The sequence below is a fragment of the Bacillus sp. FJAT-27986 genome, from assembly GCF_001685035.1.
GTDB lineage: Bacteria > Bacillota > Bacilli > Bacillales > Pradoshiaceae > Pradoshia.
Window position 1 is genome coordinate 65389 of sequence record NZ_MAYV01000018.1, and the last position, 23431, is coordinate 88819.

Sequence of the window (23431 nt, forward strand, 5' to 3'; positions counted from 1 at the left end):
ACAGTCATCATACATTAACAAGTTAATTCATACATAAAAAAAAGATTGCTTATATTATAGCAATCTTTTTTGCATTAAAATTATACAGATATAATCTTTAATTAAGGGAGATGGCTTCCACCACTCCCTCATTCAATTATAAGTGGCTGCAAAGGCCAACAGGATGTTGGATGAAGACATTGCCACACGATGTGGCGTTCTTAGACTTTGTTCCTTTTTAGTCGTTTCAGCTTTTCACCAGATCTAGCTTCAGGGCCTAGGAGCTCAGGACATAAGCAAAGCCACTACGGGGGAAACCATCCCCTTCGTGCCTTTGTCTTATGCTCCTCGCTCCTGAGCAAGGCCCTTCAGCTTTTCTAGCCTCTCAGCTGTGCCCCAGCTTTTTCTTCTACTGCCATTAGGACTTTGCTGTGGGCTTTTGTTACTTCTTCGTCTGTTAGTGTTTTTTCAGGGTCGAAGTATTTTAGGGAGAATGCTAATGATTTTTTGCCTTCTTCCATTTTTTCTCCTTCGTATAAGTCGAATAAGTGAACTTCTTTTAATAGTTTGCCGCCAGCTTCTTTGATAATCGTGCTGATTTCTCCCGCTACTGCTTCAGAGTCCACAACCAATGCAATATCACGTGTAATAGAAGGGAATCTTGGAATAGCTGTATATTGAATTGGTTCTTGATCTACATGTAAAAGGTCTACTAGAGACAATTCAAATACATAGGTTTCTTTTAAGTCTTCTTTCTTTTCAACTTTCGGATGAACTTGACCTACGAAACCAATTAATTCTCCATCTAAGAACAATTCAGCTGTGCGTCCTGGATGCATTCCTTCAACGATCGCTTGTTTCCACTCCATGCGGTTTTCTAATCCAAGTTTGCGGAATAACCCTTCAAGGATTCCTTTTACAACGAAGAAATCTACTTTCTTCTTCTCTCCCTGCCATAGGTTTGTGTTCCATAGACCCGTTACAGCACCTGCAAGATGCTCTTTTTCTTCTGGAAGCTCTGTATCAGAAGTTTTAAGGAAAATAGCGCCTGTTTCATAAACAGCCATATTTTCATTTTGGCGAGCTACATTATGCTTTAACACATCCAGCAAGCCAGGAATCAGGCTCATACGAAGAGTGCTTCTTTCTTCACTCATCGGCATCGCCAAACGAATGCTTTCACGTTGCTCTAATGTATACATGGTTGCTTTTTCAGCAGATGTTAGAGAATATGTGATGTTTTGCATTAAACCGGCTTCTTCTAGATAACGACGTACAACTCGACGCTTCATTTGGTATGGAGTTAGTACACCTGGCTTAGAAGCACCAACCGGCAATGTTTTTGGAATATTATCGTATCCGTAAAGTCTTGCTACTTCTTCAATAATATCTTCTGGAATGGTAATATCTCCACGGCGTGTCGGTACCGTAATTACAAAGTCTTCTCCATCCACTTTCACTTCAAATTGAAGGCGCGTTAAAATATCCTTCACTTCGTTAACAGATAATGACGTACCCAATACTTTATTGATTTTTCCAAGACCAATACTGATTACGGCTTCTTCAATCTTCATCTCATTAAATTCTGCTTGACCTTCAAGCACTGTACCGCCTGCAAGCTCTGCGATTAATTCTGCTGCACGTTCTCCGGCAGCACGAACGCGGTTTGGATCCACACCTTTTTCAAAGCGTGCGCTTGCTTCTGAACGAAGACCAAAATCTTTGGAAGCTTTGCGAACAGGACCGCCTGCAAAATAGGCTGCTTCCAGTAATACAGTTGTTGTTCCATCAACAACCTCAGAGTTGGCTCCTCCCATAACACCAGCAAGTGCAATAGCTTCTTTGCCATTTGTAATTACCAAATGATCACCGCTAAGCGTACGTTCAGCTTCATCCAATGTAGTCAGTTTTTCACCTTCATGCGCCATACGAACGACAATTTCTTTAGATTGTAAACGATCATAATCGAACGCATGCAATGGCTGACCATATTCAAGCAAAATGAAATTCGTAATATCGACCACATTATTATGCGGGCGGATTCCGCTCTTCATTAATCGGCTTTGCAGCCATAATGGAGATGGACCGACTTTTACATCTTTAATGATTTTCGCGATATAAAGAGGATTTTGCTCAGGTGCGTCCACTTTTACGCTTACATAGTCTTCTGCTTTCTCAGAGCCTGATTTTACAGTTACTTCTGGTACTTTAACTTCTTTACCCAAAATAGCTGCTACTTCATAAGCTACACCAAGCATACTTAGGCAATCAGAACGGTTTGGTGTCAATCCAAGCTCAAGAATATGGTCATCGAGCCCCAGTTGTTCAAGCGCATTTGTGCCAGGAACAACATCTTCAGGGAATACAAAAATACCTGTACTGAACTCTTTTGCCACTACTTTCGCTTCGATTCCCAATTCCTGCAGGGAACAGATCATGCCGTGGGATGCTTCTCCGCGAAGCTTGCTCTTTTTAATTTTGAAATTCCCCGGTAAAACAGCTCCTACTTTTGCGACAGGAACTTTTTGTCCTGCTGCCACATTCGGCGCACCGCACACGATTTGAACCGGTTCTTCTTCACCGATATCCACTTTACAAACACTTAATTTATCAGCATTCGGATGCTGTACTTTTTCAAGTACATGTCCGATTACCACGTTTTGAATCACCTCAGCAGGAGATTCTACACCTTCTACTTCGATTCCGCTTCTTGTAATTTTTTCTGCCAACTCATTAGCATTGATTCCATCTAAATCAACATAATCCTGTAACCATCTATATGATACAAACATCTTATTTCCTCCCTCTAATTCTTACTCGTGACGATGAAACTGGCTTCCGAAACGTACATCATTTGTATAGAAATGACGGATATCGTCAACACCGTATTTCAGCATGGCAATCCTTTCAACACCCATACCAAATGCAAATCCAGTGTACTTCTTGGAATCAAATCCTGCCATTTCAAGTACATTCGGGTGAACCATACCTCCGCCCAGAATTTCGATCCAACCTGTTTGTTTACAAACTGAACAGCCTTTTCCACCGCAAATTTTACAGGAAATATCCATTTCAACTGAAGGCTCTGTGAATGGGAAAAAGCTTGGACGAAGGCGAATTTCACGATCTTCACCAAAGAATTTTTTCGCAAATACTTCAAGAGTTCCATTTAAGTCAGCCATTGTAATGTTCTCATCCACTACAAGACCTTCAATTTGCATAAATTGGTGAGAGTGTGTGGCATCGTCATTATCACGGCGATACACCTTACCAGGACAGATAATTTTAACCGGTCCCTTCCCTTCATGCTTTTCCATTGTACGAGCTTGTACAGGGGATGTATGGGTACGCATTAAGATTTCCTCAGTAATGTAGAAGGAATCCTGCATATCACGGGCAGGATGGCTCTTAGGGAGATTCAATGCTTCGAAATTATAGTAATCCTGTTCCACTTCCGGACCTTCAGCCACTGTGTAGCCCATTCCAAGGAATAGGTCTTCTAATTGTTCCGTAATTTTTGTTAAAGGATGGTGGTTCCCTTTATTAACAGGAGCTCCAGGAAGAGTGACGTCAATTTTTTCCTTTGCCAATTTTTGATTAACAGCTTCTTCCTCTAATGCGTGCTGCTTTTCTTCAATTGCAGATGCAATCGCACCTCTTACTTCATTGGCAAGTGCCCCTACCTTTGGACGTTCTTCTGCTGAAAGACTGCCCATTCCTCTCAATACCTCGGTGATCGGTCCTTTTTTGCCAAGGTACGCAACACGGACATCATTCAAGCCTTTGAGGTCAACAGCAATCTGTACTTTTTCCAAGGCTTCCTGCTGCAATGCTTGTAATTTCTCTTGCATAATTAAATCCTCCTATGTGATTTTTGATGAAAACCAATAAATGAAAACAACAAAAAACCCCGTCCCCAAAAAGGGACGAGGTTATCATCGCGGTACCACCCTTGTTAGCGTCCTATTCATTATAGGCTCGCTCGCTTCATTCAATAACGACATTTCTGCCGGCTAACCTTTACACAAACGTTTTGTCTGTGGTCCCGGTTGCAGCTCCGGGGGTGAATTCACTTGTTTGCCTTTTTCCATAAAAACGCTCTCAGTCTCAGGCGTTTTTTTCCTGTAAGGCGGTCAAACAGCTACTTAGTCCCCATCTATGCTTTTCATCATCCAATTTTATTTACTCATTATAATCTAAATTGCCCCGAGTTTCAAACGTTCATTTCCTCTTTATTTAAGGCCATACATCAAAATGCCGGCAGCTACTGCCACATTTAATGATTCACTTTTTCCGTATATAGGAATATACACATTTTGATCTGTTTGTTCTAGCAGTTCTTTGCTGACGCCGCTGCCTTCATTGCCGACAAGTATAGCGAACCGTTCTGCTTTACTTATCTCCTTATATGGCTTTGCTCCCTGCAAGGCAGTCCCATAAACTTTCATACCTGATTGTTGTAATTTATCCACCCAAGTTTCTAGGCTTCCTTTAAAAGTTGGGATATGAAACAGGCTGCCCTGTGTAGAGCGAACTACCTTTGGACTGTATGCATCTGCGCACCCGTCCCCTAGTATAACGGCATCAAAGCCCGCTGCATCTGCTGTACGTATCATTGTTCCGATATTCCCTGGATCCTGCACACGATCAATTAATAATACAGTTGAAATGTCCGCTCCTAACTCAGGGAAAGTTGGCTTTCTGCAAGCCGCTGCAACTCCCTGTGGTGTGTCAGTATCCGCGATTGCTTTAAAAATGTCTTTATGTACAGTAAACAAATCAATGCCTTCTAGCTCCCACTTTAAAGGTAAATCAGTACCTTCCTTTACAATCAGTTCTTCCACTAATCCATGCATAAGAGCTTCCTCTACTAAATGAAAACCTTCCACTATGAAAAGACCGCTTTTATCCCTGTCCTTCTTTGTCAAAAGTTTCTTCCATTGCTTTACACGTGCATTTTGCATTGATTCAATATATTTCAATATAAGTCACCTTCTTATCAAACGTTCTTTCATTATATCCCAAATTTAATACATAGAAAAAGGAAAGAAAAGCAAAACTAAGTATGAGACCAAAATTGGAGGGAATATCCATGAATTTAAATCTTAGAAATGCCATTATCCATAATGTAACAGGCAATACCCAGGATGAACTTGAAGCCACTATTGTAGATGCCATTCAAAGCGGTGAAGAAAAAATGCTGCCGGGCCTTGGTGTATTATTTGAGCTTATTTGGCAAAAAGCCTCTGAAAGCGAGAAGGACGAGATGCTCCATCTATTAGAAAGTGCACTCAGCAAATAACAAAAGAACGATGACGGAGTTATTCTCCATCATCGTTTTTTCGTATTCAATCAAACGTAATCTTATCCACCGTTTCCCTGTTCAGACGTTTAACCAATTCTACAATAAGGTTAACCGTATTTTCATAATCATCACGATTTAATATCCCCGCATTAGAATGGATATAACGAGTTGGAATCGTAATCGCGATAGAAGGTACACCCGTACCGCTGACATGGAATGATCCAGCATCTGTTCCGCCGCCAGGTATATGATCAAATTGATAAGGTATATTCATTTCTTCTGCCACACCGACAATAAAGTCCCTCAAGCCTTTATGAGTCACCAGGCTTGCGTCATATAACACCAGTCCCGGACCGTCTCCCGCTTTTGTTAAACCGTCTTTTTCAGATAATCCTGGTGTATCGATTGCCACTCCCACATCTACAGCAATCGCAATATCAGGCTGTACATAATTAGCCGCTGTTTTAGCGCCGCGCAGCCCTACCTCTTCCTGAACAGTTCCTACGCCAAATACGGTATTCGGATGGTTTTCATCTTTTAGGCGTTTTAATACCTCTATTGCCACCGCACAACCAATTCGGTTGTCCCATGCTTTAGCCATTAACATTTTTTCGTTTTTAAGTACCGTAAATTCGGAGTACGGCGTTACCATATCTCCTGGACGGATTCCCCATTCAAGTACTTCATCCCGGCTTGTGGCTCCGATATCAATGAACATATTTTTGACATCTGCCGGTTTCTTTCTCGCTTCCGGAGTAAGGATATGAGGCGGTGAAGATCCGATTAAACCCGTAATTTGCTCGCCCCCCGAAGTGGTTACTGTAACACGCTGAGAAAGCATAACCTGTGACCACCAGCCCCCAATCGTTTGAAAAAAGAGGAATCCTTTGTCATCAATCCGGGTAACCATAAAACCTACTTCATCAAGGTGTCCGGCAATCATAATGCGCGGTCCTTTTTCTTCTCCTGTTTTCTCAGCAATCAAACTGCCGATTCCATCAAATGAAAGGCTATCAGCATATGGCTCAATCAGCCTTCTCATAACTTTTCTCGGTTCTCCTTCATTACCTGCAATGCCGTTAACATCTGTTAGCTCCTTCAGCATAGAAAGCGTATCATCTAGATGTTTCATAAAAAAGAGCCTCCTTAACTATGTATATCATTCTTTATAGTATATGTATTATTTCCCTTTACTATCAAATAATCGAAAGACCATTATGAATCAGCCGAAAGACTTCCGTTAATATTCACTTCTAAATATAGCCTGACCATGGAACTGGTTCATTCCATTAAACATGGTCATTCCTCCTGTATCCTAACCAGTCTTCAGTAAACTGAATAGAACTTCATTCTATTAACCATCTAAAAAAGCCTGCAAAACTTATCTATACAAATAAGTTTAACAGACTAATGTTAAGTATGACCAAAAAACTGACTCCACTTAATAATGACCTTCTTTTCTCTAAGGAAAAAGAGCAAGATAATCAGCGCTGAAATGATAATCAGCATCATCGTTGGAGAAAACTTTGCAATCGAATGTCCAAATACCGTATAAAAAAATGCCAAGGGAATATTGGACCAAAAAACGGCTTTTGCGTAATCCGTAAAGGTTTTGCTGTTGCCGATTAAATAAAAATTTAGGAGATGGAAATGTATAAACGGAATAAGCCTTAGGATACTCGCCTGCTTTACATTTATTCTTCCTCCGAACTTCAATGTACGCTCATCCAACTTTTCAAGCTTATGCTGTAATTTCGGCATTTTAATAATCATAAAGTAAAAAATAATCGATGATAGCCAGAGACCTAATAAAGATAATAACGTACCGAATACAGCACCAAACATAATCCCGCCCGCCATACAAACAACAGCTACCGGAATAAAAATATATTGCCTTACTATATGGAAAACTACAAAGACAAGAGGTGACCAAAAACCACCTGCCTCAATAAAAGCGAGCAACATGGTAAAATCATAATCCATACTCACACCCCATTTTGCCTTTCTACGTTGTTAAAACTTGGCTTATTTATTAATATATGTTCTCTTGCTTAATTATGACTGTATGGTTGATAAAAGAATAGCTGCTATGATTACGTCCACGATTGCTAATAATGGAAAGCCTGCCACAAAAGCTTTATGCTTTGTTTTATGCCTGAATAGCTTCATACCTGCTGTCCCGCCAATAGCTCCTCCAGCAAGAGCCAGAATCCACAATGTTTTCTCGCTTATGCGGTATCGATTATGTTGAGCTCTGTTTTTATCCAGTTTCATAACAAGAAGTAAGGTTAAATTGATCAGTATAAAATAACCGATGATAAGCTCTTTCATATTCTCCTCTCCTCCCATAACAAAAGGCGCCCCCAATCACTTGAGAAGCGCCTCTATTATTATTTATTAAGTTCTTTTTTAGCTGTTTCAGCTAATTGAGCAAATGCTGCTGCATCGCTAACTGCAAGTTCAGCAAGCATTTTACGGTTAACTTCAATACCAGCAAGTTTTAAACCGTGCATTAAACGGCTGTAAGAAAGACCGTTGATGCGAGCTGCTGCATTGATACGAGTAATCCATAATTTACGGAAGTCGCGTTTCTTTTGACGACGATCGCGGAATGCATATTGCAAGGATTTCATTACTTGTTGATTAGCAACTTTGTATAATGTATGTTTTGAACCGAAATAACCTTTAGCTAGCTTTAATACTTTTTTACGACGTTTGCGCGTCACTGTACCGCCTTTAACACGTGGCATATCTAATTCCTCCTAAAATTGAGCGTTCTCAATTACTTGATATTGTCTAATAGATGACGAATGCGTTTGAAATCTCCGGAACTAACCATTCCACTTTTACGTAATTTACGTTTTGCTTTAGTGGATTTGTTAGCGAATAAGTGGCTTGTGTAAGCATGGCTGCGCTTAAGCTTACCAGAACCAGTTTTTTTGAATCGCTTTGCAGCGCCTCTGTGAGTTTTCATTTTTGGCATGGGAAATTTCCTCCTCGAAACATTACTTTTCGTTTTTCGGTGCTAAAATCAAGAACATGCTGCGTCCGTCCATTTTTGGCGCTGTTTCCACAGTAGCCACTTCTTTACATTCCTCTGCAAAGCGAACTAACACGCGCTGCCCGATTTCTTTATGGGTAATAGCCCGTCCTTTAAATCGAATACTTGCTTTTACCTTATCTCCTTTTTCAAGGAACTTAATAGCGTTGCGAAGCTTCGTATTAAAGTCATGCTCGTCGATAGTTGGGCTTAAACGAACCTCTTTTAAACTAATTGTTTTTTGGTTTTTTCTAGCTTCTTTTTCCTTCTTCTGTTGCTCGAAACGGAACTTACCATAGTCCATAATACGGGCGACAGGAGGCTTTGCGTTCGGTGCAACCAGCACAAGATCCAAATTCACGCGTGTAGCAATTTCTAATGCCTCATTGCGGGATTTAATTCCAAGCTGCTCACCATTTTGATCAACTAGACGTACTTCTCGGGCACGAATGCCTTCGTTTAAGATTAAGTCTTGTTTGCTAATAATAAGCCACCTCCAAGATTTTCTAGCAAATACTACTTCACATGCTTTTTAAACATATAAAAAAGGCCGGTGCATGCACACCCGCCCATAAAAAGACATACCGTCTGATTATATCAATTGAACCAGTTAACTACTCTCTGAAGAGTGTTATACAGGTGAGAAGCGGGTGCTTCTGCTTTATAATGTGTCGTATTTGATTTGCTCACTAAAAATCATTTTAACATGTTTCGCTGTATAATGTCAATAGAAGCTCATTCGTAATGACAACAAAAGTTATTTTATCAAAAATTGTACCTGGTGGCAAGAGGTTTTTGAAGAAAGATTGGAAAGTTAAAATCCAGATACTATTGATTCTGTATAGATTTCAAAATTGGATACATGTTTGGCCATTCAACAAAACAATTCCAAATCCGGTTGATTTCGCAACAGAATTCAAACCTTAAGTGTGTACATTCATTACGACCACCATATTTCACTTGGTCTTTCGCGAATAAGCACACCATTTAAATTCTTAACCGCTCGAGTAAAACCTTCTTCAATAGACATTAATGGATCTTCATGTTCAATACTGACAGCATAATCATAATTGTAAATACGGAGCGCACTCATCATATCGCTCCATTCTTGAATAGAATGCCCGCATCCAACACTTCTGAATGTCCAGGCTCTAGATTCCACATTACCATAGGGCTGCATATCTGTTAATCCATACATATTTACATTATCCTGATCGATATACGTATCCTTCGCATGGAAATGATGAATAGCACCGGCCTTACCGAGAATCTTAATCGCTGCCACCGGATCAATTCCCTGCCACCACATATGGCTCGGGTCAAAATTAGCTCCGATTGCCGTACAGGTTCTTTCCCTTAGTTTTAATAATGTATAAGGTGTATGAACAAGGAACCCCCCATGTAATTCAATACCTATTTTTACATCATGTTGCTCTGCAAACGTCCCGATCTCTTTCCAATAAGGAATCAACTTATTTTCCCATTGCCATTCTAATAGATCGGCATATTCCGCCGGCCAAGCAACAGTTGGCCAATTTGGATATTTTGCTTCTTCACTGTCTCCCGGTGTACCGGAAAATGTATTTACAACGGGTACTCCCAACAAGGATGCAAGTTGAATTGTCTTACGTAAAATGGAATCTGATTCTTCAGCGAACTTTTTATCCGGTGTTAGTGGATTGCCATGGCAGCTGAACGCACTAATCGATAATCCTCTAGAGTTGACTTCTCCAAGATACGAATTCCTCTTTTGTTCATCCTCAAGCAATTCATCCAACGGACAATGAGCGTTCCCCGGATACCCTCCGGTTCCAATTTCAACAGTGGATAATCCTGCTTCTTTAACATAATCGAGCATATCTACAAATGACATTTTCGAGAACAATACGGTAAAAACTCCCATCTTCATTAAAAACCTTCCCCCTCAGCTAAGGAAACGGTCTTCTTCGTCCGCTCTGATTCAAGAGCACCAAGAATGATACCCAATGATTTTTTCCCTTCTTCTCCCGTAATTAGCGGTTCTTTATCCTCGATAATTGACTGAATGAAATGATTGATCACATGAGATGACGTTTGCCCACCATCTTCATTCGTCTGAATTTTATCCAACTTATGTTTAATGACACGTCCATCAACATACTCTTCAATTAATGAATGCTCTGGATCATCCTCCAATCGCAGAATACCCTTTTCTCCATAAATAACCGTTGAATTATCCCCGCCGCCGGCTACATAAGCCCAGCTCGCCGCTAAAGTGCCAATGATTCCGCTATCCGTGCGCAGCAGGACAACCGCATTGTCATCTACTTCAGTAGAATCCTTTGCATTGGTTTCAACAAAAGCACTTACTGCTGAAAACTCTCCAAATAAATAGCGAAGTAAATCTGACTTATGTACGCCTAAATCACCTAAAGCACCTATAAATGCTTGTTTCTTATTGAAGAACCAGCTTTCCTTGCCATCCACACTCCAGCCTTCTGGTCCGGGATGGCCAAAAGCGGTACGAAAACTATAAATCTTCCCTAATTTACCGCTATCCAAAATTCCCTTGGCAGTCTGATGTGATGCAACAAATCGTTGGTTATGGGCAATCATCAATTTTTTACTGGCCTCACGTGCGGCATGAATCATCTCTTCTGCTTCTTGCTTTGAAGTTGCCATTGGTTTTTCGCATAATACATGTTTACCAGATTTTAATGCAGCAATTGTAACGGGAGCGTGCAAATAATTCGGAAGGCATATACTGACAGCATCAATATCGTTTCTTGCTATAATTTCATCATAATCGGTATACACTTCACTGCCATAAAGCTCAGCCATCTTCTTTGCCCTTTCTTCAACTAGATCGCATACGGCAGTGATTTCTGAAGTCTCATTTGCAGCATACTCAGGTAAGTGGCGGAATTTAGCGATACTTCCACATCCAATAACACCCACTCTTATTTTATTCATCTACGTTCCTCCATTTTAAAATTATTGAACTTAATTAGCGTCTAGTAAAAATGGCTTCTCGCATTTACTTTCCATTACATAATGAGTCCCTAATTCCGAGGACCGATGTATTCCTTCCATAATTTCAAGTACATGCAAGGCCATTTCAGAGCTAGCACGGGGCTGATAGCCGTTCTGAAGAGCCTTTGCCATGTCGGCAAGACCAATCCCGCGCAGATTGTCATATGGATCTCCCATAGTCTTCAATTCAGTCCACTCAATCTCTCCATCTCTTTTTACAAGAACAGGATGATTAAATTGGTTCGGATCAGGCAAGCTAAGTGTTCCTTTTTCCCCATATATCTCAAGAAACGGAGTTCTAGCTCCCACTACATCAAAGCTTGTCGTAATCGTCGTAATCACTCCACTCGCCATTTCCAGTATTCCAGTCACATGTGTCGGCACCTCAACCGGGATAAACTCTCCAAACCGCTTCGGATTTGTGATCAATCGTTCCGTATAGGTTGTTCTAGCTATACCAGTAACTCTGTTCACACTGCCCAGTAAACTGATTAATGCCGTTAAATAATATGGACCCATATCAAACATAGGGCCACCGCCAGCCTTGTAATAAAAGTCGGGGTTTGGATGCCAGGATTCAGGTCCATTGGACATCATATTGCCTGTTGCCCCTACAATTCGCCCAATCAACCCTTCCTCAATCCATTTTCCAGCTAATTGAAGACTGCCACCGAGAAAGGTATCAGGAGCCGACCCTACTATAACTCCCTTTTCACGGGCAGCGTCCAGTATTCTTTTGCCTTCGTTATATGAAATTGAAAGAGGTTTTTCAGTATAAACATGCTTACCGTTATGAATAGCTTTTAGAGATACAGATGAATGAGCATGAGGAACAGTTAAATTTAAAATTAAATCGATATCTGGAGATGTAAATATTTCTTCAAGCTCCAACGGTTTTCCAACATTATACTTTCGAGCCATTTCGATCGCTTTTGTATAATCCAAATCCGCACAGGCTACTACTTGATAGTCTGTAAATCTATTACTATTCTCGATATAGATGCTGCTGATATTTCCGCAGCCGACAATCCCTACCCGTAAAGTCATGAAACCCTATCTCCCTTTATTTGTTGTATAATCAGGCAGGTTGCTTTTTAAATAATTCATACTAATTTCCATACTCCTAAACGGAGTTAATCTCGTAGCATCCTGTTCAACAATCCACCAGGCGACGTTTAACTCCTCGCCCTTTTCTAAAATTTTCTCAATCTCAACCCCACCTGTGCCCAGTTCTGCGAAAAACTGTTCATCATCTAAGGTCATGTCCTTTAAATGGATGAGAGGAGACCGATTCCGGTATTTATCCAACCAGGAAATAGGATCTTCCCCTGCCTTTTTTAGCCAATATACATCAAACTCCGCTTTAACCTTATCTGGATCTGTACCATCAAAAATAACCTCTAGCGCTTTCCGTCCATCAGATAGGGTCTCTAACTCAAAATCATGATTGTGATAGCACAATGTAAGACCGTTCCTCTTACATGTCTCCCCTATTTCATTTAATAGAGAAGGCAAAGCAAGATACTCACTTTCCTGGCGTCGGTCTTCTGCTAAATATGGACATACAATATAGTTTGAACCTAATATAATTTGCTCTTCAATTACTCGTTCAAGCTCACTTTCTAGCTCATCGATTGGGATATGGCTGGCTGCTGCTTTTAAGCCATACTCATCTAAGAGGTTCCTCACTTCCTGGGCAGTAAGATTACCGTGGCCAGCTAACTCAACACCGTCAAAACCAAGCTCAGCTACTTTTTTCAACGTACCTGCAAAATCTTTTTCCGCCTCTTCTCGCAGACTGAACATTTGAACCGCTATAGGAATCTGATTCATATGAATACTCTCCAATCCAGTAAATAATTTATTATTCTTTCATTTATATAGCCTGATAGTTAAAAACACTGTCCTCCTATAAAGATTCAGGAGGACAGTTATGATTTAATATCACTTATTCCATAGCTCAATACGGTCTTTTATTAGTTTGGTATATTCCTTTTCAGCTTGTTCGACATCCGCTTTTTCCAAATCCTTCATAAAGGTATCCCACACTTTATCAAAGTTATCTGGATCTGCCAGAATAGCTTCTGGAATCCGTTTTTTCACGATATCAAGACACTTTTGCATGATAAGCTCCGTATCAGAACCTGAAGGGACCGCCATATTAAAAGCTGCTCCCCATTCTTTTACAGGGAAATCTTCTTTTTGTGGATACAAATCGGCCCACATCTCTACGCCATAATTAGAAAGTACTTCTTTTTCAACATCAGTATAGCCGTCTTTGATTTGCTCTCTACTGGCAATTGAAAAGGTTTGTCCAGTTGAATCTGTTATTCCATCCCCGTAATAAGGAGCAAAGCCTTTTAATGCACCAATACCAGTTTCCTTTACATAATTGGCATTGCTATTACGCTGATCCATTTCTTCTTTCGAGATGACACGTTTACCATCTACAACCTCATAATGCTCCCCTTCAATTCCCCAGTTTTGAAGAATCTGTCCTTCTTCAGAGGCAAGATAATCAATAAATTTAATGGCACGTACAGGATCCTCATTATCTACTGTAATCCCGATGCCCCATCCGCCTAGATAGCCAGTATCCTGGAAATTATGATGTTTGAATTGTTCATTAAGTGTTACAGGATACATTCCATACATACGCTCTGTTTTTCCAGATTCACGCAGCGCACGGTCTGCATCGCCAATCTGCCAATCCGTATCGGTTACGGAAAGAACACGGCCAGAAGAAATCTTAGCTAAATATTGGTCGTATTTTTGTACAAAGCTTTCCTTATCCAATAAATCAATATCATTCATATGGTTTAACCAGCGGAAATATTCTTTTTCTTCAGCCCGGCGATAATGTAATTTTGCTTCATGTGATTTTGGATCGATATAAAATTCTCCATCATCAGGTGCACCTGTTGCATAAAATGCAGGATTTGTGGTAGATATCTGGATGCGCCAGTCATCAGCCAGTAGGGATAAACCTATCGTTGGCTTTCCATCAATCGTTGGATATTTAGCCTTATATTCCTTAATAGCCTTCTCTACATCCTCCACTGTGCGGATTTCAGGATAACCTAATTTTTGAACAACATCATGCTGGAGCATAAACCCAGTGCCTGGCTCGAAATACGTCTGATCAACAGCTGCAGTTGGAAGGATATAAATCCCTTCATCTTCATTACTCCATTTCAATCGATTTAAATAATCACCATAAATTTTCTTTAAATTAGGTGCATGTTCTTCAATTAAATCTGTCAGGTCTATAAAAGCTCCTGCATCAACCAAATTACCAGCATTCCCTTTTGGTAAAATTAAATCCGGATACTCCCCGCTTGCAATCATAAGCGAGATTTTCTGATCTCCGCCATTTACATCAAATTCAGGATCAATTGTCACATCTGTTTTATCCTTGATTGCTTTGCTCACCGGACTTTCCATTTTATCCCATTGAGAATGCGGATCAGCGCTAAATAAAGAAAAAGTAACAGGCCCAGTTGTCTCTTCCTTCGGACTCGAAGCACTATCATCCTTACAACCAGTTATCACCAACATAACGGCCATCAAAAGAATTAGTACTGATTTCGTTTTTGTTTTCATTCTCTTTTCTCCTTATCATTTATTGTCAAACAGATCATGATCTGTTTTAACTTAAATCAGCTTTTTACGGCACCTAATGTCATACCCTGTACAAAAAAGCGTTGTAGGAACGGGTATACTAGCAGAATAGGAACAATAGTGACAACTGAAATCGCCATTTTGATGGATTCCGGTGATACAGATGAAGCAGCTGCTTCACCGCTCGAAGTCCGATAAGCATTAGGATCACTGGCACTAACAGTCGTATTTTGTAAGATTTTCATTAATTCATATTGCAAGGTTGTTAAACTCTCATTTGAACTATTATATAAATACGTATCAAACCAGGAATTCCATTGACCAACTGCTACAAATAAAGCAATTGTCGCTAAAACGGGCGTACACAGCGGCAATACAATTCTCCAAAAAATAGTAAAATCATTAGCGCCATCAATTTTTGCTGATTCCTGTAAGGCATATGGCAATCCATCCATAAAGGACCGAACAATGATGATATTGAAGGCATTAACCATACCAGGCAATACATACACCCAGAATGTATCGATTAAGCCTAAATCTCTCATAAGCATATATCCAGGAATTAATCCCCCAGAGAAATACAAGGTTAAAACCAAGATCGTTGAAACAAATTTACGTCCACTAAAATCAGCACGACTTAAAGTAAAAGCCACCATTGCTGATGATAATACTCCAAGTACAGTTCCGATTATGGTACGAAGTGTTGAATTAACAAATCCTGTTACCAAATTATCGTACTGAAAAATAGTTTTATAGTTTTCCAGCGTAAACTCTCTTGGGAATATCGTAATTCCCCCTCGAATCGTGTCATTCGACTCATTAAAGGATATAGCCAATACATTCAAAAATGGATATAGGGTAACGACGAATACAAGTGTTAGAAAGATATAATTACAAATATCGAATATTCGGTCGTCCCGGCTGGGTCTCACGTTAACTCCTTTGCTACTCACTATCTCACCCCATTACATTACACTTTGGTTTGTAAATCTCTTGAAAATGCCATTTGCTAAGAATAATAAAATGATGCTGACTAAAGAATTGAATATCCCAATTGCCGTACCATACGAGAATCTTCCAAGACCAATACCGTAGTTTAAGGCATATAAATCTAAAACCTCTGCATAATCAACAACAGTAGCATTACCCAGCAAGAATTGTTTTTCGAAGCCAATGGAAATCAAATGACCAATCGATAAAATCAAAACAACCAAGATGGTCGGCCGAATACCCGGTAAGGTAATATGCCATATTTGCCTCAAACGGCTTGCTCCATCCACCTTTGCTGCTTCATATAATTGAGTGTCAATTCCAGCCATGGCCGCTAAAAAGATGATTGAGTTCCAGCCCATCTCTTTCCAAAGGTCGGATAATGTAACAATGATCCAGAATAAATTTCCCTGTGTCATAAATTGATAGGGTTCATCCAAAATACCTGTTGTAGTCAACAACTGATTGATGGCTCCCCCATCGACCGAAAGCATTTTTGTTACAATCCCTGCTACTACAACCCAAGAAACAAAGTGAGGAAGGTATGATACAGTTTGGATCGTTTGTTTAAATGCCTTCTTACGTATTTCATTAATACAAATGGCAAATATAATAGGGATAACAAATCCAAGTATCAGACCCATTAAGCTCATTGCAAGCGTATTACGTAAAGCAAGAAAAAACCTCTCGTCCTGAAAGAGTGCAATAAAGTGGTCAAATCCCACCCATTCCTGTTCCATAAATGATCTGGCTGGCTTGAAATTTTGAAAAGCCATTGTCCAACCCCATAAAGGGATATAGTTAAAAACAAACACCCACGCAACAAATGGCAATGACATAAGGTACAAATACTTTTGATTTTTTATTGACGTCCACATTCTTTGCGTTCTTGTAGGAGCTGCCTTCATAATTGTATGCGCTTTCTTTTCTGCCGTCTGCATTGATACCTCCCCCTTTTCTTACATTAATGATAACCGAATCAAAAAGGTGGTAATACCATACAGATTTAGGAGAAAATCAGGTGAAAATTTTAGATATGCAGTTCATATATATGCAAGGTAAAATAAAAAAGCCAAAGCATTCATCAACATAGCTTTGGCAAGGTACTATTACCCAGTATGATTTCGGTAGGCAGAAGGTGAGATCCCTTCATATTTTTTGAACTTTCTATGAAAATAATCAACATCGGCATACCCAATTTTTTCGGCAACCTCATAAACCTTTAAACCTTTTTGTAATAATATTTTTCCATTTTCAATACGGACCTTATCTAAATACGTATTAAAATATTCACCGGTATAATTTTTAAATAATTTTCCAAGATAGGCACTATTATAATTGAATACCCCAGCAAGACTTTCCAACCGGAGATTTTGATTATAATTCTTATGAATTAAATCAATCATTTTCTTCATTTGTGTACCGGTCAACCCATTATCAATTCTTTTTATAATAGACTCAAACTGTTGAAAAATATATTCGATTAAGTCAGACATAGTTTCGATTTTATAAATATCAGTGGCACAATCATTAACCTTCATTGAATCTAAACCAATGGAAGAATTTAATTGCAACAGCTTATTCATTGTATGGGTATAGATGTAAATAAACTGTTTCTTTATTTGCTGTTCCGAAAAATCTCGATGCATCATTTCTCTTCCAAGTTCATCTATAACAGTTCTGCAAGTATCAATATTAACAACATCTATCGCATAATAAAGGCGGTTTAAATATTCATCTAGCAGTAGTTCTTCTTTTAAAATCCCATGGGCGCTATCCAACTCTTTTCTATGGCTCTTTGTTAATATTTGTCCTTTTTCAAAATAAAATTGATGTTTAATCAAGGTAAGTGCTGTTTGATAGGATGCCTGTATACCGTATACACTCGGCATAAATTCTCCCAATGCAATACTTTTACAAAACGGATGAATCTGTTTCATTAATTTTTGCTTGATCATGTCAGTCCGAGAAATAAATGAATAATCTGATCTCAAATAAACAGCTGCATACCCATTTATCGTAAAAACAACGCCCTTTTTACAATCCTCGAAGAAGGATACTAACTCTGATTTTATTTTTTTCTGCCCATTCTCATAGCACTGAATTAATAAAATTTGACATCCGCTATCCTCCAATTCAAACTTATGAAGATTTTCTTGAACATTAGCCATTTCTTTAAAATCATTCAGACATAAGGAAGCGAGAAATTCATCCCTTTCGTGACAGTACTCAGCCTGAATCAAACTGGACCATTGTTTCCTTTCCTCAATATTTTGACGCAAGTCAATCAGGTACTGAATCAACTCCTCCTCGTCAATTGGCTTAAGCAAATAACCCGCTGTTTTTGCTTTGATTGCCCTTTTGGCATAAGCAAAATCTGAATAGCCACTCAGAACAATAAAAGAAATATCATTATCCTCTGCACGTATTAACTCAATAAGGGAAATACCATCCATCTCTGGCATACGAATATCTACAATCATTAAATCGGGTTTACACCGGCAGTATTCCTCATAGCCTTCCTTTCCATTTCTAGCCAATGCAATGATTCGAAAACCGTATTCCTCCCAATTGATCAGAGTTTTTAAGCCTTCACGAATCATAGGTTCATCGTCAACAATCAATACATTAAACATGGCTATCTCTCCCTATTGGAATTCTAAATTGTATAACGGTTCCTTTATTAAGCTCACTTTGAATAGAAAGACCATATTCTTCTCCATAAATGAGCACCATCCTTTGATGGACATTCCTCAGCCCTATATGTTTCCCCTCTTCTTGATGGTTAATGGATTGAAGAATATCCATTAACCTCTGTTCCGAAATACCAATCCCATTATCAGAAACGATGATTTCTAAATCACACTCTTTTTTCTCGATTGTCACCCACACTTTTCCACCGTTATCTAATAAATCGAATCCATGAATAACAGCATTTTCAACCAAGGGCTGAATGATTAATGGCTGAATCAGCACGGTCAAAGCTTCTTCTTCTATATCCAGCTCATATTCCAACCTGTCCTGATAGCGGAATTTCTGTATTTGCAAATAGAGATTCACCATTTCCAATTCTTTTGACAGAGGAATTTTTTGACCCTGAATCTCCAAGCTGTGGCGCATCATTCTGCCAAGCATTTTTACAACATTCGCCACATCCTTCGCTCCCTCCATATGGGCTTTCATCCGAATAGACTCTAATGTGTTAAATAAAAAATGCGGGTTTATCTGGCTGGCCATCATTTTAATTTTGATTTCATTTTGCCTAATTTCCAACAGACTTTTCTGCCTATTCGTTTCCTCCACCTTGGCAATGAGCTCTCGCAGATTTGCCACCATTCGATTAAATTGCTTGGATAATGTACCAATTTCATCTTCCCCATCCACTTCAATCATGCTTGATAAATCACCGGCTGAAACCAAATCTATTTGCTTGCTCAATTTAGAAACCCGCTTAGAATAAAGGATTGATACAATGGAAATTAATACGCCAGCTAATGTAAATCCAAGCAGGGTAACAAAAAAACCCATCATACTGATGTTATTGGCATCTTTCATCATTTGGTCTTCTGTCATAACTGATATAATCCGTAAATGATCTTGACTTTGTTCCAGTAAGGAATCCTCCATAACCACAGATTTTTTGCCATTTAATTTACCTTCATAAACTTTGAATCCATCCTCTTCACTTACCTTTTCTAATGAAGGGATGACACTGGAAAGCTTTTGTCCCATATGCTTTTTCTGATTGGAGGCTACAATATTATTCTCCTCATCAACAATCATTGCCCTCAGGGTCTCCTGATTCAATATCCATTCCAACTCTGAAGTATTCACTGTTATAACAAGCGCCCCGTATGTATTAGTCTTAAGAAAATTAATACGTCTCACAAGTGATAAATAGGGCCCATTATCCTTAGTTGAATCATTGACGTAATACCATCTCATTAAATCAGGATTTTTCGTTGTTTCCTGATACCATTCTTCTTTTTTTACCTCTTCATCAATAGGTATAAATTCCCAATTATTTAACATCGTTGGATTATCCATGAAAAATCGAATTGTCGAGATTTCATTATAGTATTCAAGGTAATATGTAAATAGCTTATAATTTTCATAGGCTTCTACAACCTGATAACGCGAATCATAAGAGGTATTTGCGACCGTATCCAGCTGCTGATCAAACTGAAGGTTGTCAGATATATAGATTGGTACTTTTAAAACCTCAGCCGTTCTCTTTTTCATTCGTTCCATATTCATTTTCGATTCACTGATGGCGTCTTCAATAGCCCCATTTCGCAATTGCTGAGTTAAATATAGACCAACTATACTAATCGGAATCGCTACCAGAATAACCAGGGATATAATCAACTTATCTCTTAATTTCATATTATTTAATTTGCGAGTAATATACGCTATCATCAACGAACCTCCAACAAATAGTAAGCGCTTACATATATAAATATATTATACATGAGATTTTTTAAAGAATTTTCCAAATAAAGTGGTATATTTTTTATGATTTTTCATGTCATAATTAGTGATTATGCAAAACCTAATGGTAATAACTCCTATTTATTTTATATTTATCCATATGCTCACTCTATACCAATTATCGATAAACGTAAAAAAACACTATATTTGACTATAGTGTTTTTTTCTCCTATTACTCTATTGTTAACCAATGAATAGCCACTTCATCTTTAAATAAGAGATAGATATCTTCTACCTTGTCCTCTTCGATGTCCATGAATGATTTTTCCACTGTAGTCCAAGCTTGATACCCACCTGTACTTGGAGCCTGAAGGGTACATAAAAGCTTTCCATTCGGCTTACATGTCCTCACTTCAATATCGGTTTGCTTTCCGCCATTGGCCAACCGTATTTTCATCATTCTGTTATTTGCTTTTATTTTAACGTCTTTATACATAATCCAACCACTAAAGCCAATACTTTGAATTGCATGCCGTCCTTCTAAGCACTCAACCATTTTGACTGAGTAATAATCATCATAATGAACAGAGTTTACTTTGCCCTTCAATGTTCTTTCTGTACGGGTTTCTCCTGTTATTTCAACTGTTTTTTCCAACTGAATAGCTTTGGATGAACTGCCCAGCATGACTGTATATGTTCCATCCTCCAATAGAAAACGTTCTTCTGCCACATCCCAGTATGCCAGATCCTTTACCTCTATTGATAAGATTATTTTTTTAGTCTCTCCGCCTTTAATATGCACCCGTTCAAAGTCCCTTAACGTTTTAATAGGCCGAATTACTTTAGACTGATTACATCGCACATACAACTGGACCACTTCATCACCATCCAGATCACTTCTATTGCTGATCTCTGCCGTCACATGTAAAACTTCTTCTTTCGTTACACTTTCTTTCGATAGTTCCAAATTTTTATATTCGAACTGTGAATAAGATAATCCATGTCCAAAAGGGTACAATACTTCCCCATCAAAATACTGATAGGTACGCTTTCCTTTTATAATGTCATAATCCATAATTTCAGGCAGCTGGTTGACAGATTGATACCATGTCATTGGTAAACGTCCCGCTGGATTGTAATCCCCAAACAACACATCAGCTATTGCGCGGCCTAGTTCCGGTCCTGCATGAGATGTATATATAATGGCAGGTACATGTTCATTAACCCAGTTAACAGCATAAGGATAGCTTCCAACAATAACAACGACGGTATTTGAATTAACCTTAAGTACTTCTTGGATGAGCCTTTCCTGAGCAGGCGGCAATGTCAAATCCGGACGATCAATGCATTCCTTTCCATTTATAAAAGGATTATTACCAGCAAAAATGATAGCTGTATCTGCTTTGCTTGTCTCTTCCACAGCTTTTTGGATACCATCCTCGGTTATGTTATAGGAGAACAATGCGGCAGGCATACCTTCGGCCTGAATAATGGATCCATCATCAGACAATTGGATAGGCTGGTTATCCCAGGAAAGAATCTCCATGCTTTCTTCCTTTTGAGAAAAAGTAAATACTTCTTTTACAAACCACCCTTTTGCTTCATCAGCGGTAGCCTTTAAATGAAGATCGTCATCTACGGTAATGAATTTGCCATTTTTCTCAGAGCGAAGCGTCTCACTCCCCCATCCCCAGTCCGTATGAATCAATACATCTCCTTCATTCTCACTTGCAAGCAAGAAGCCGGTATCAGGGTTAACCCCTATCGATTTTCCGCTTTCCGTAATACTGAGCCTTATGCGATTGCTTCCATCAGCGTAGGGAATTGTTTCACCGATTTTTCCCTTGATACCTTCAAGCGGTGTGATTGAATAAGGTGGTGTACCGCTGTACCAATCGGTTAACACTTCATCTGCCAAAGGACCGATTACGGCAACCTTTTTATTTTTCAATGGAAGGATTCCATTATTTTTAAGCAATACAATAGATTCCCGGGCAGCCTTCAAAGATAGCTCATAATGCTCCTTACTGGCTAATTTTTCTGCAGAAACATATGAATAAGGATTCTCCCCATCAGAATCAAACTCACCAAGACGAAATCTCACCCTAAAGGTGTTGCAAAGAGCCTTATCCAAATCTTCTTCCAATAGATATTCCTGTTCCAAAGCATCACGGATGGCTCGTACCGTTATGTCCTTATCATCTGTGATATTGTCAATTCCATTTTTAATGGAGTATGCAACCGCCTTTGAATAGGATTCAACATAGTGATGCTCATTAACTGAACCAAGTACATCTCCAGCATCACTTACAACAAAGCCATCCATTCCCCATTCCTTTTTTATAATCTCGTTAACATCAGGATTCATATTACATAAAGTTCCATTAACAGCATTATAGGCAGTCATGATCGATTGTGCTTTTCCTTCTTTAATTTGCCTTTCAAAAGCTTTCAGATAATATTCATTTAAATTACGGGGATCGAGACTGACTGAGCACTCTCCACGGTTAACCTCGTTATTATTTCCCAGAAAATGCTTTAATGTAGCGGCTGTCTTCAAATAAAATGGATGTTCCCCCTGCATACCCTTGATTAATTCTGTTGTCAGTTTACCAGTTAAGCAAGGATCTTCCCCATAGGCCTCTTCGGTTCTACCCCATCTTGGATCCCTTTCCATATCAACCGTTGGAGACCAAATTGTTAATCCATTATGTTCTGGATCCTTTTGATAAAAAATTCTCGCCTCATCTCCAATGACAGAGCCAATTTCCTTCATTAGATTTACATTCCATGTACAGGCCAAGCCGATATTTTGCGGGAACACGGTAGCTTCCCCCAGCCAAGCAATACCATGAGCTCCTTCTGTTCCATGCTTATATTTTTTTATTCCCAATCTCGGAACAGCATCTTGGTACTGACACATTTGATTAATTTTTTCTTCCAATGTCAGCTGAGACACCAGATCTTTCACCCTGTCCTCTAGTAAAGCTTTTATATTCTGAAAGAGATATGTATATTCCGTCTTCATCTTCAACTCCAACTCCCATCAACAG

20 protein-coding genes and 1 other annotated feature are annotated in these 23431 nt (G+C 39.2%); of the genes, 1 reads left to right on the plus strand and 19 read right to left on the minus strand.

Annotated features, from left to right (window positions below; translation table 11 throughout):
• Positions 1-356 precede the first annotated feature (356 nt).
• The 3 genes from pheT to A8L44_RS16125 all read right to left on the minus strand — a co-directional run bounded on the left by pheT (position 357) and on the right by A8L44_RS16125 (position 4943).
• Positions 357-2771 (minus strand): phenylalanine--tRNA ligase subunit beta, encoded by a 2415-nt coding sequence (gene pheT / locus A8L44_RS16115; protein ID WP_066108783.1) that lies wholly within the window; start codon positions 2769-2771, stop codon positions 357-359.
• 21 nt (positions 2772-2792) lie between these two features.
• Entirely contained in the window at positions 2793-3830 is a 1038-nt protein-coding gene (gene pheS / locus A8L44_RS16120) for a phenylalanine--tRNA ligase subunit alpha (RefSeq protein ID WP_066108785.1), read from the minus strand.
• 381 nt (positions 3831-4211) lie between these two features.
• The gene (locus A8L44_RS16125; RefSeq protein WP_175354319.1) at positions 4212-4943 is read right to left on the minus strand and encodes a TrmH family RNA methyltransferase; all 732 of its coding nucleotides are present in this window, start codon (positions 4941-4943) and stop codon (positions 4212-4214) included.
• Between the two features lie 128 nt (positions 4944-5071).
• Between A8L44_RS16125 and sspI the strand changes: the two genes are divergently transcribed.
• Entirely contained in the window at positions 5072-5281 is a 210-nt protein-coding gene (sspI, locus tag A8L44_RS16130) for a small acid-soluble spore protein SspI (protein WP_066108794.1), read from the plus strand.
• Between the two features lie 46 nt (positions 5282-5327).
• Here sspI and A8L44_RS16135 read toward each other — a convergent pair whose 3' ends face one another.
• The 16 genes from A8L44_RS16135 to A8L44_RS16215 form a co-directional block, all read right to left on the minus strand.
• The gene (locus tag A8L44_RS16135) at positions 5328-6416 is read right to left on the minus strand and encodes a M42 family metallopeptidase (RefSeq protein ID WP_066108797.1); all 1089 of its coding nucleotides are present in this window, start codon (positions 6414-6416) and stop codon (positions 5328-5330) included.
• A 281-nt stretch (positions 6417-6697) separates the two neighbouring features.
• A complete protein-coding gene (locus A8L44_RS16140; RefSeq protein ID WP_066108799.1) occupies positions 6698-7267 on the minus strand; it encodes a VTT domain-containing protein in 570 nt (189 codons plus the stop codon).
• Positions 7268-7339: 72 nt separating this feature from the next.
• Positions 7340-7615, minus strand: coding sequence for a DUF1294 domain-containing protein (locus A8L44_RS16145; RefSeq protein ID WP_066109248.1), 276 nt, complete (start codon positions 7613-7615; stop codon positions 7340-7342).
• A 59-nt stretch (positions 7616-7674) separates the two neighbouring features.
• Positions 7675-8034 carry a 50S ribosomal protein L20 gene (rplT, locus tag A8L44_RS16150; RefSeq protein WP_066108802.1) on the minus strand — a complete coding sequence of 120 codons (360 nt, stop codon included), beginning with the start codon at positions 8032-8034 and terminating at the stop codon, positions 7675-7677.
• Positions 8035-8066: 32 nt separating this feature from the next.
• Positions 8067-8267, minus strand: coding sequence for a 50S ribosomal protein L35 (rpmI, locus tag A8L44_RS16155; RefSeq protein ID WP_049669916.1), 201 nt, complete (start codon positions 8265-8267; stop codon positions 8067-8069).
• A gap of 22 nt (positions 8268-8289) precedes the next feature.
• Positions 8290-8811, minus strand: coding sequence for a translation initiation factor IF-3 (infC, locus tag A8L44_RS16160; RefSeq protein ID WP_077248178.1), 522 nt, complete (start codon positions 8809-8811; stop codon positions 8290-8292).
• Between the two features lie 48 nt (positions 8812-8859).
• Positions 8860-8992, minus strand: a sequence feature (ribosomal protein L20 leader region).
• A gap of 272 nt (positions 8993-9264) precedes the next feature.
• Entirely contained in the window at positions 9265-10233 is a 969-nt protein-coding gene (locus A8L44_RS16170; protein ID WP_066108818.1) for a sugar phosphate isomerase/epimerase family protein, read from the minus strand.
• On the minus strand, positions 10233-11276 hold the full coding sequence (locus A8L44_RS16175; RefSeq protein WP_066108822.1) for a Gfo/Idh/MocA family protein: 1044 nt from the start codon (positions 11274-11276) through the stop codon (positions 10233-10235). The genes A8L44_RS16170 and A8L44_RS16175 overlap by 1 nt, the downstream gene beginning before the upstream one ends.
• Positions 11277-11306: 30 nt before the next feature.
• Entirely contained in the window at positions 11307-12383 is a 1077-nt protein-coding gene (locus A8L44_RS16180) for a Gfo/Idh/MocA family protein (protein WP_066108824.1), read from the minus strand.
• Positions 12384-12389: 6 nt separating this feature from the next.
• Positions 12390-13169 (minus strand): sugar phosphate isomerase/epimerase family protein, encoded by a 780-nt coding sequence (locus tag A8L44_RS16185; protein ID WP_066108826.1) that lies wholly within the window; start codon positions 13167-13169, stop codon positions 12390-12392.
• A 111-nt stretch (positions 13170-13280) separates the two neighbouring features.
• Positions 13281-14939, minus strand: coding sequence for an ABC transporter substrate-binding protein (locus tag A8L44_RS16190; protein WP_066108831.1), 1659 nt, complete (start codon positions 14937-14939; stop codon positions 13281-13283).
• Between the two features lie 56 nt (positions 14940-14995).
• Positions 14996-15910 (minus strand): carbohydrate ABC transporter permease, encoded by a 915-nt coding sequence (locus tag A8L44_RS16195; RefSeq protein ID WP_066108832.1) that lies wholly within the window; start codon positions 15908-15910, stop codon positions 14996-14998.
• 12 nt (positions 15911-15922) lie between these two features.
• On the minus strand, positions 15923-16855 hold the full coding sequence (locus tag A8L44_RS16200; RefSeq protein ID WP_225983735.1) for an ABC transporter permease: 933 nt from the start codon (positions 16853-16855) through the stop codon (positions 15923-15925).
• Positions 16856-17056: 201 nt separating this feature from the next.
• On the minus strand, positions 17057-18583 hold the full coding sequence (locus A8L44_RS16205; RefSeq protein WP_066108837.1) for a response regulator transcription factor: 1527 nt from the start codon (positions 18581-18583) through the stop codon (positions 17057-17059).
• Entirely contained in the window at positions 18576-20366 is a 1791-nt protein-coding gene (locus tag A8L44_RS16210) for a sensor histidine kinase (protein WP_066108840.1), read from the minus strand. Before A8L44_RS16210 ends, A8L44_RS16205 begins: the two co-directional genes overlap by 8 nt.
• A gap of 244 nt (positions 20367-20610) precedes the next feature.
• Positions 20611-23406 (minus strand): glycoside hydrolase family 3 C-terminal domain-containing protein, encoded by a 2796-nt coding sequence (locus A8L44_RS16215; RefSeq protein ID WP_066108843.1) that lies wholly within the window; start codon positions 23404-23406, stop codon positions 20611-20613.
• Positions 23407-23431: the final 25 nt, after the last annotated feature.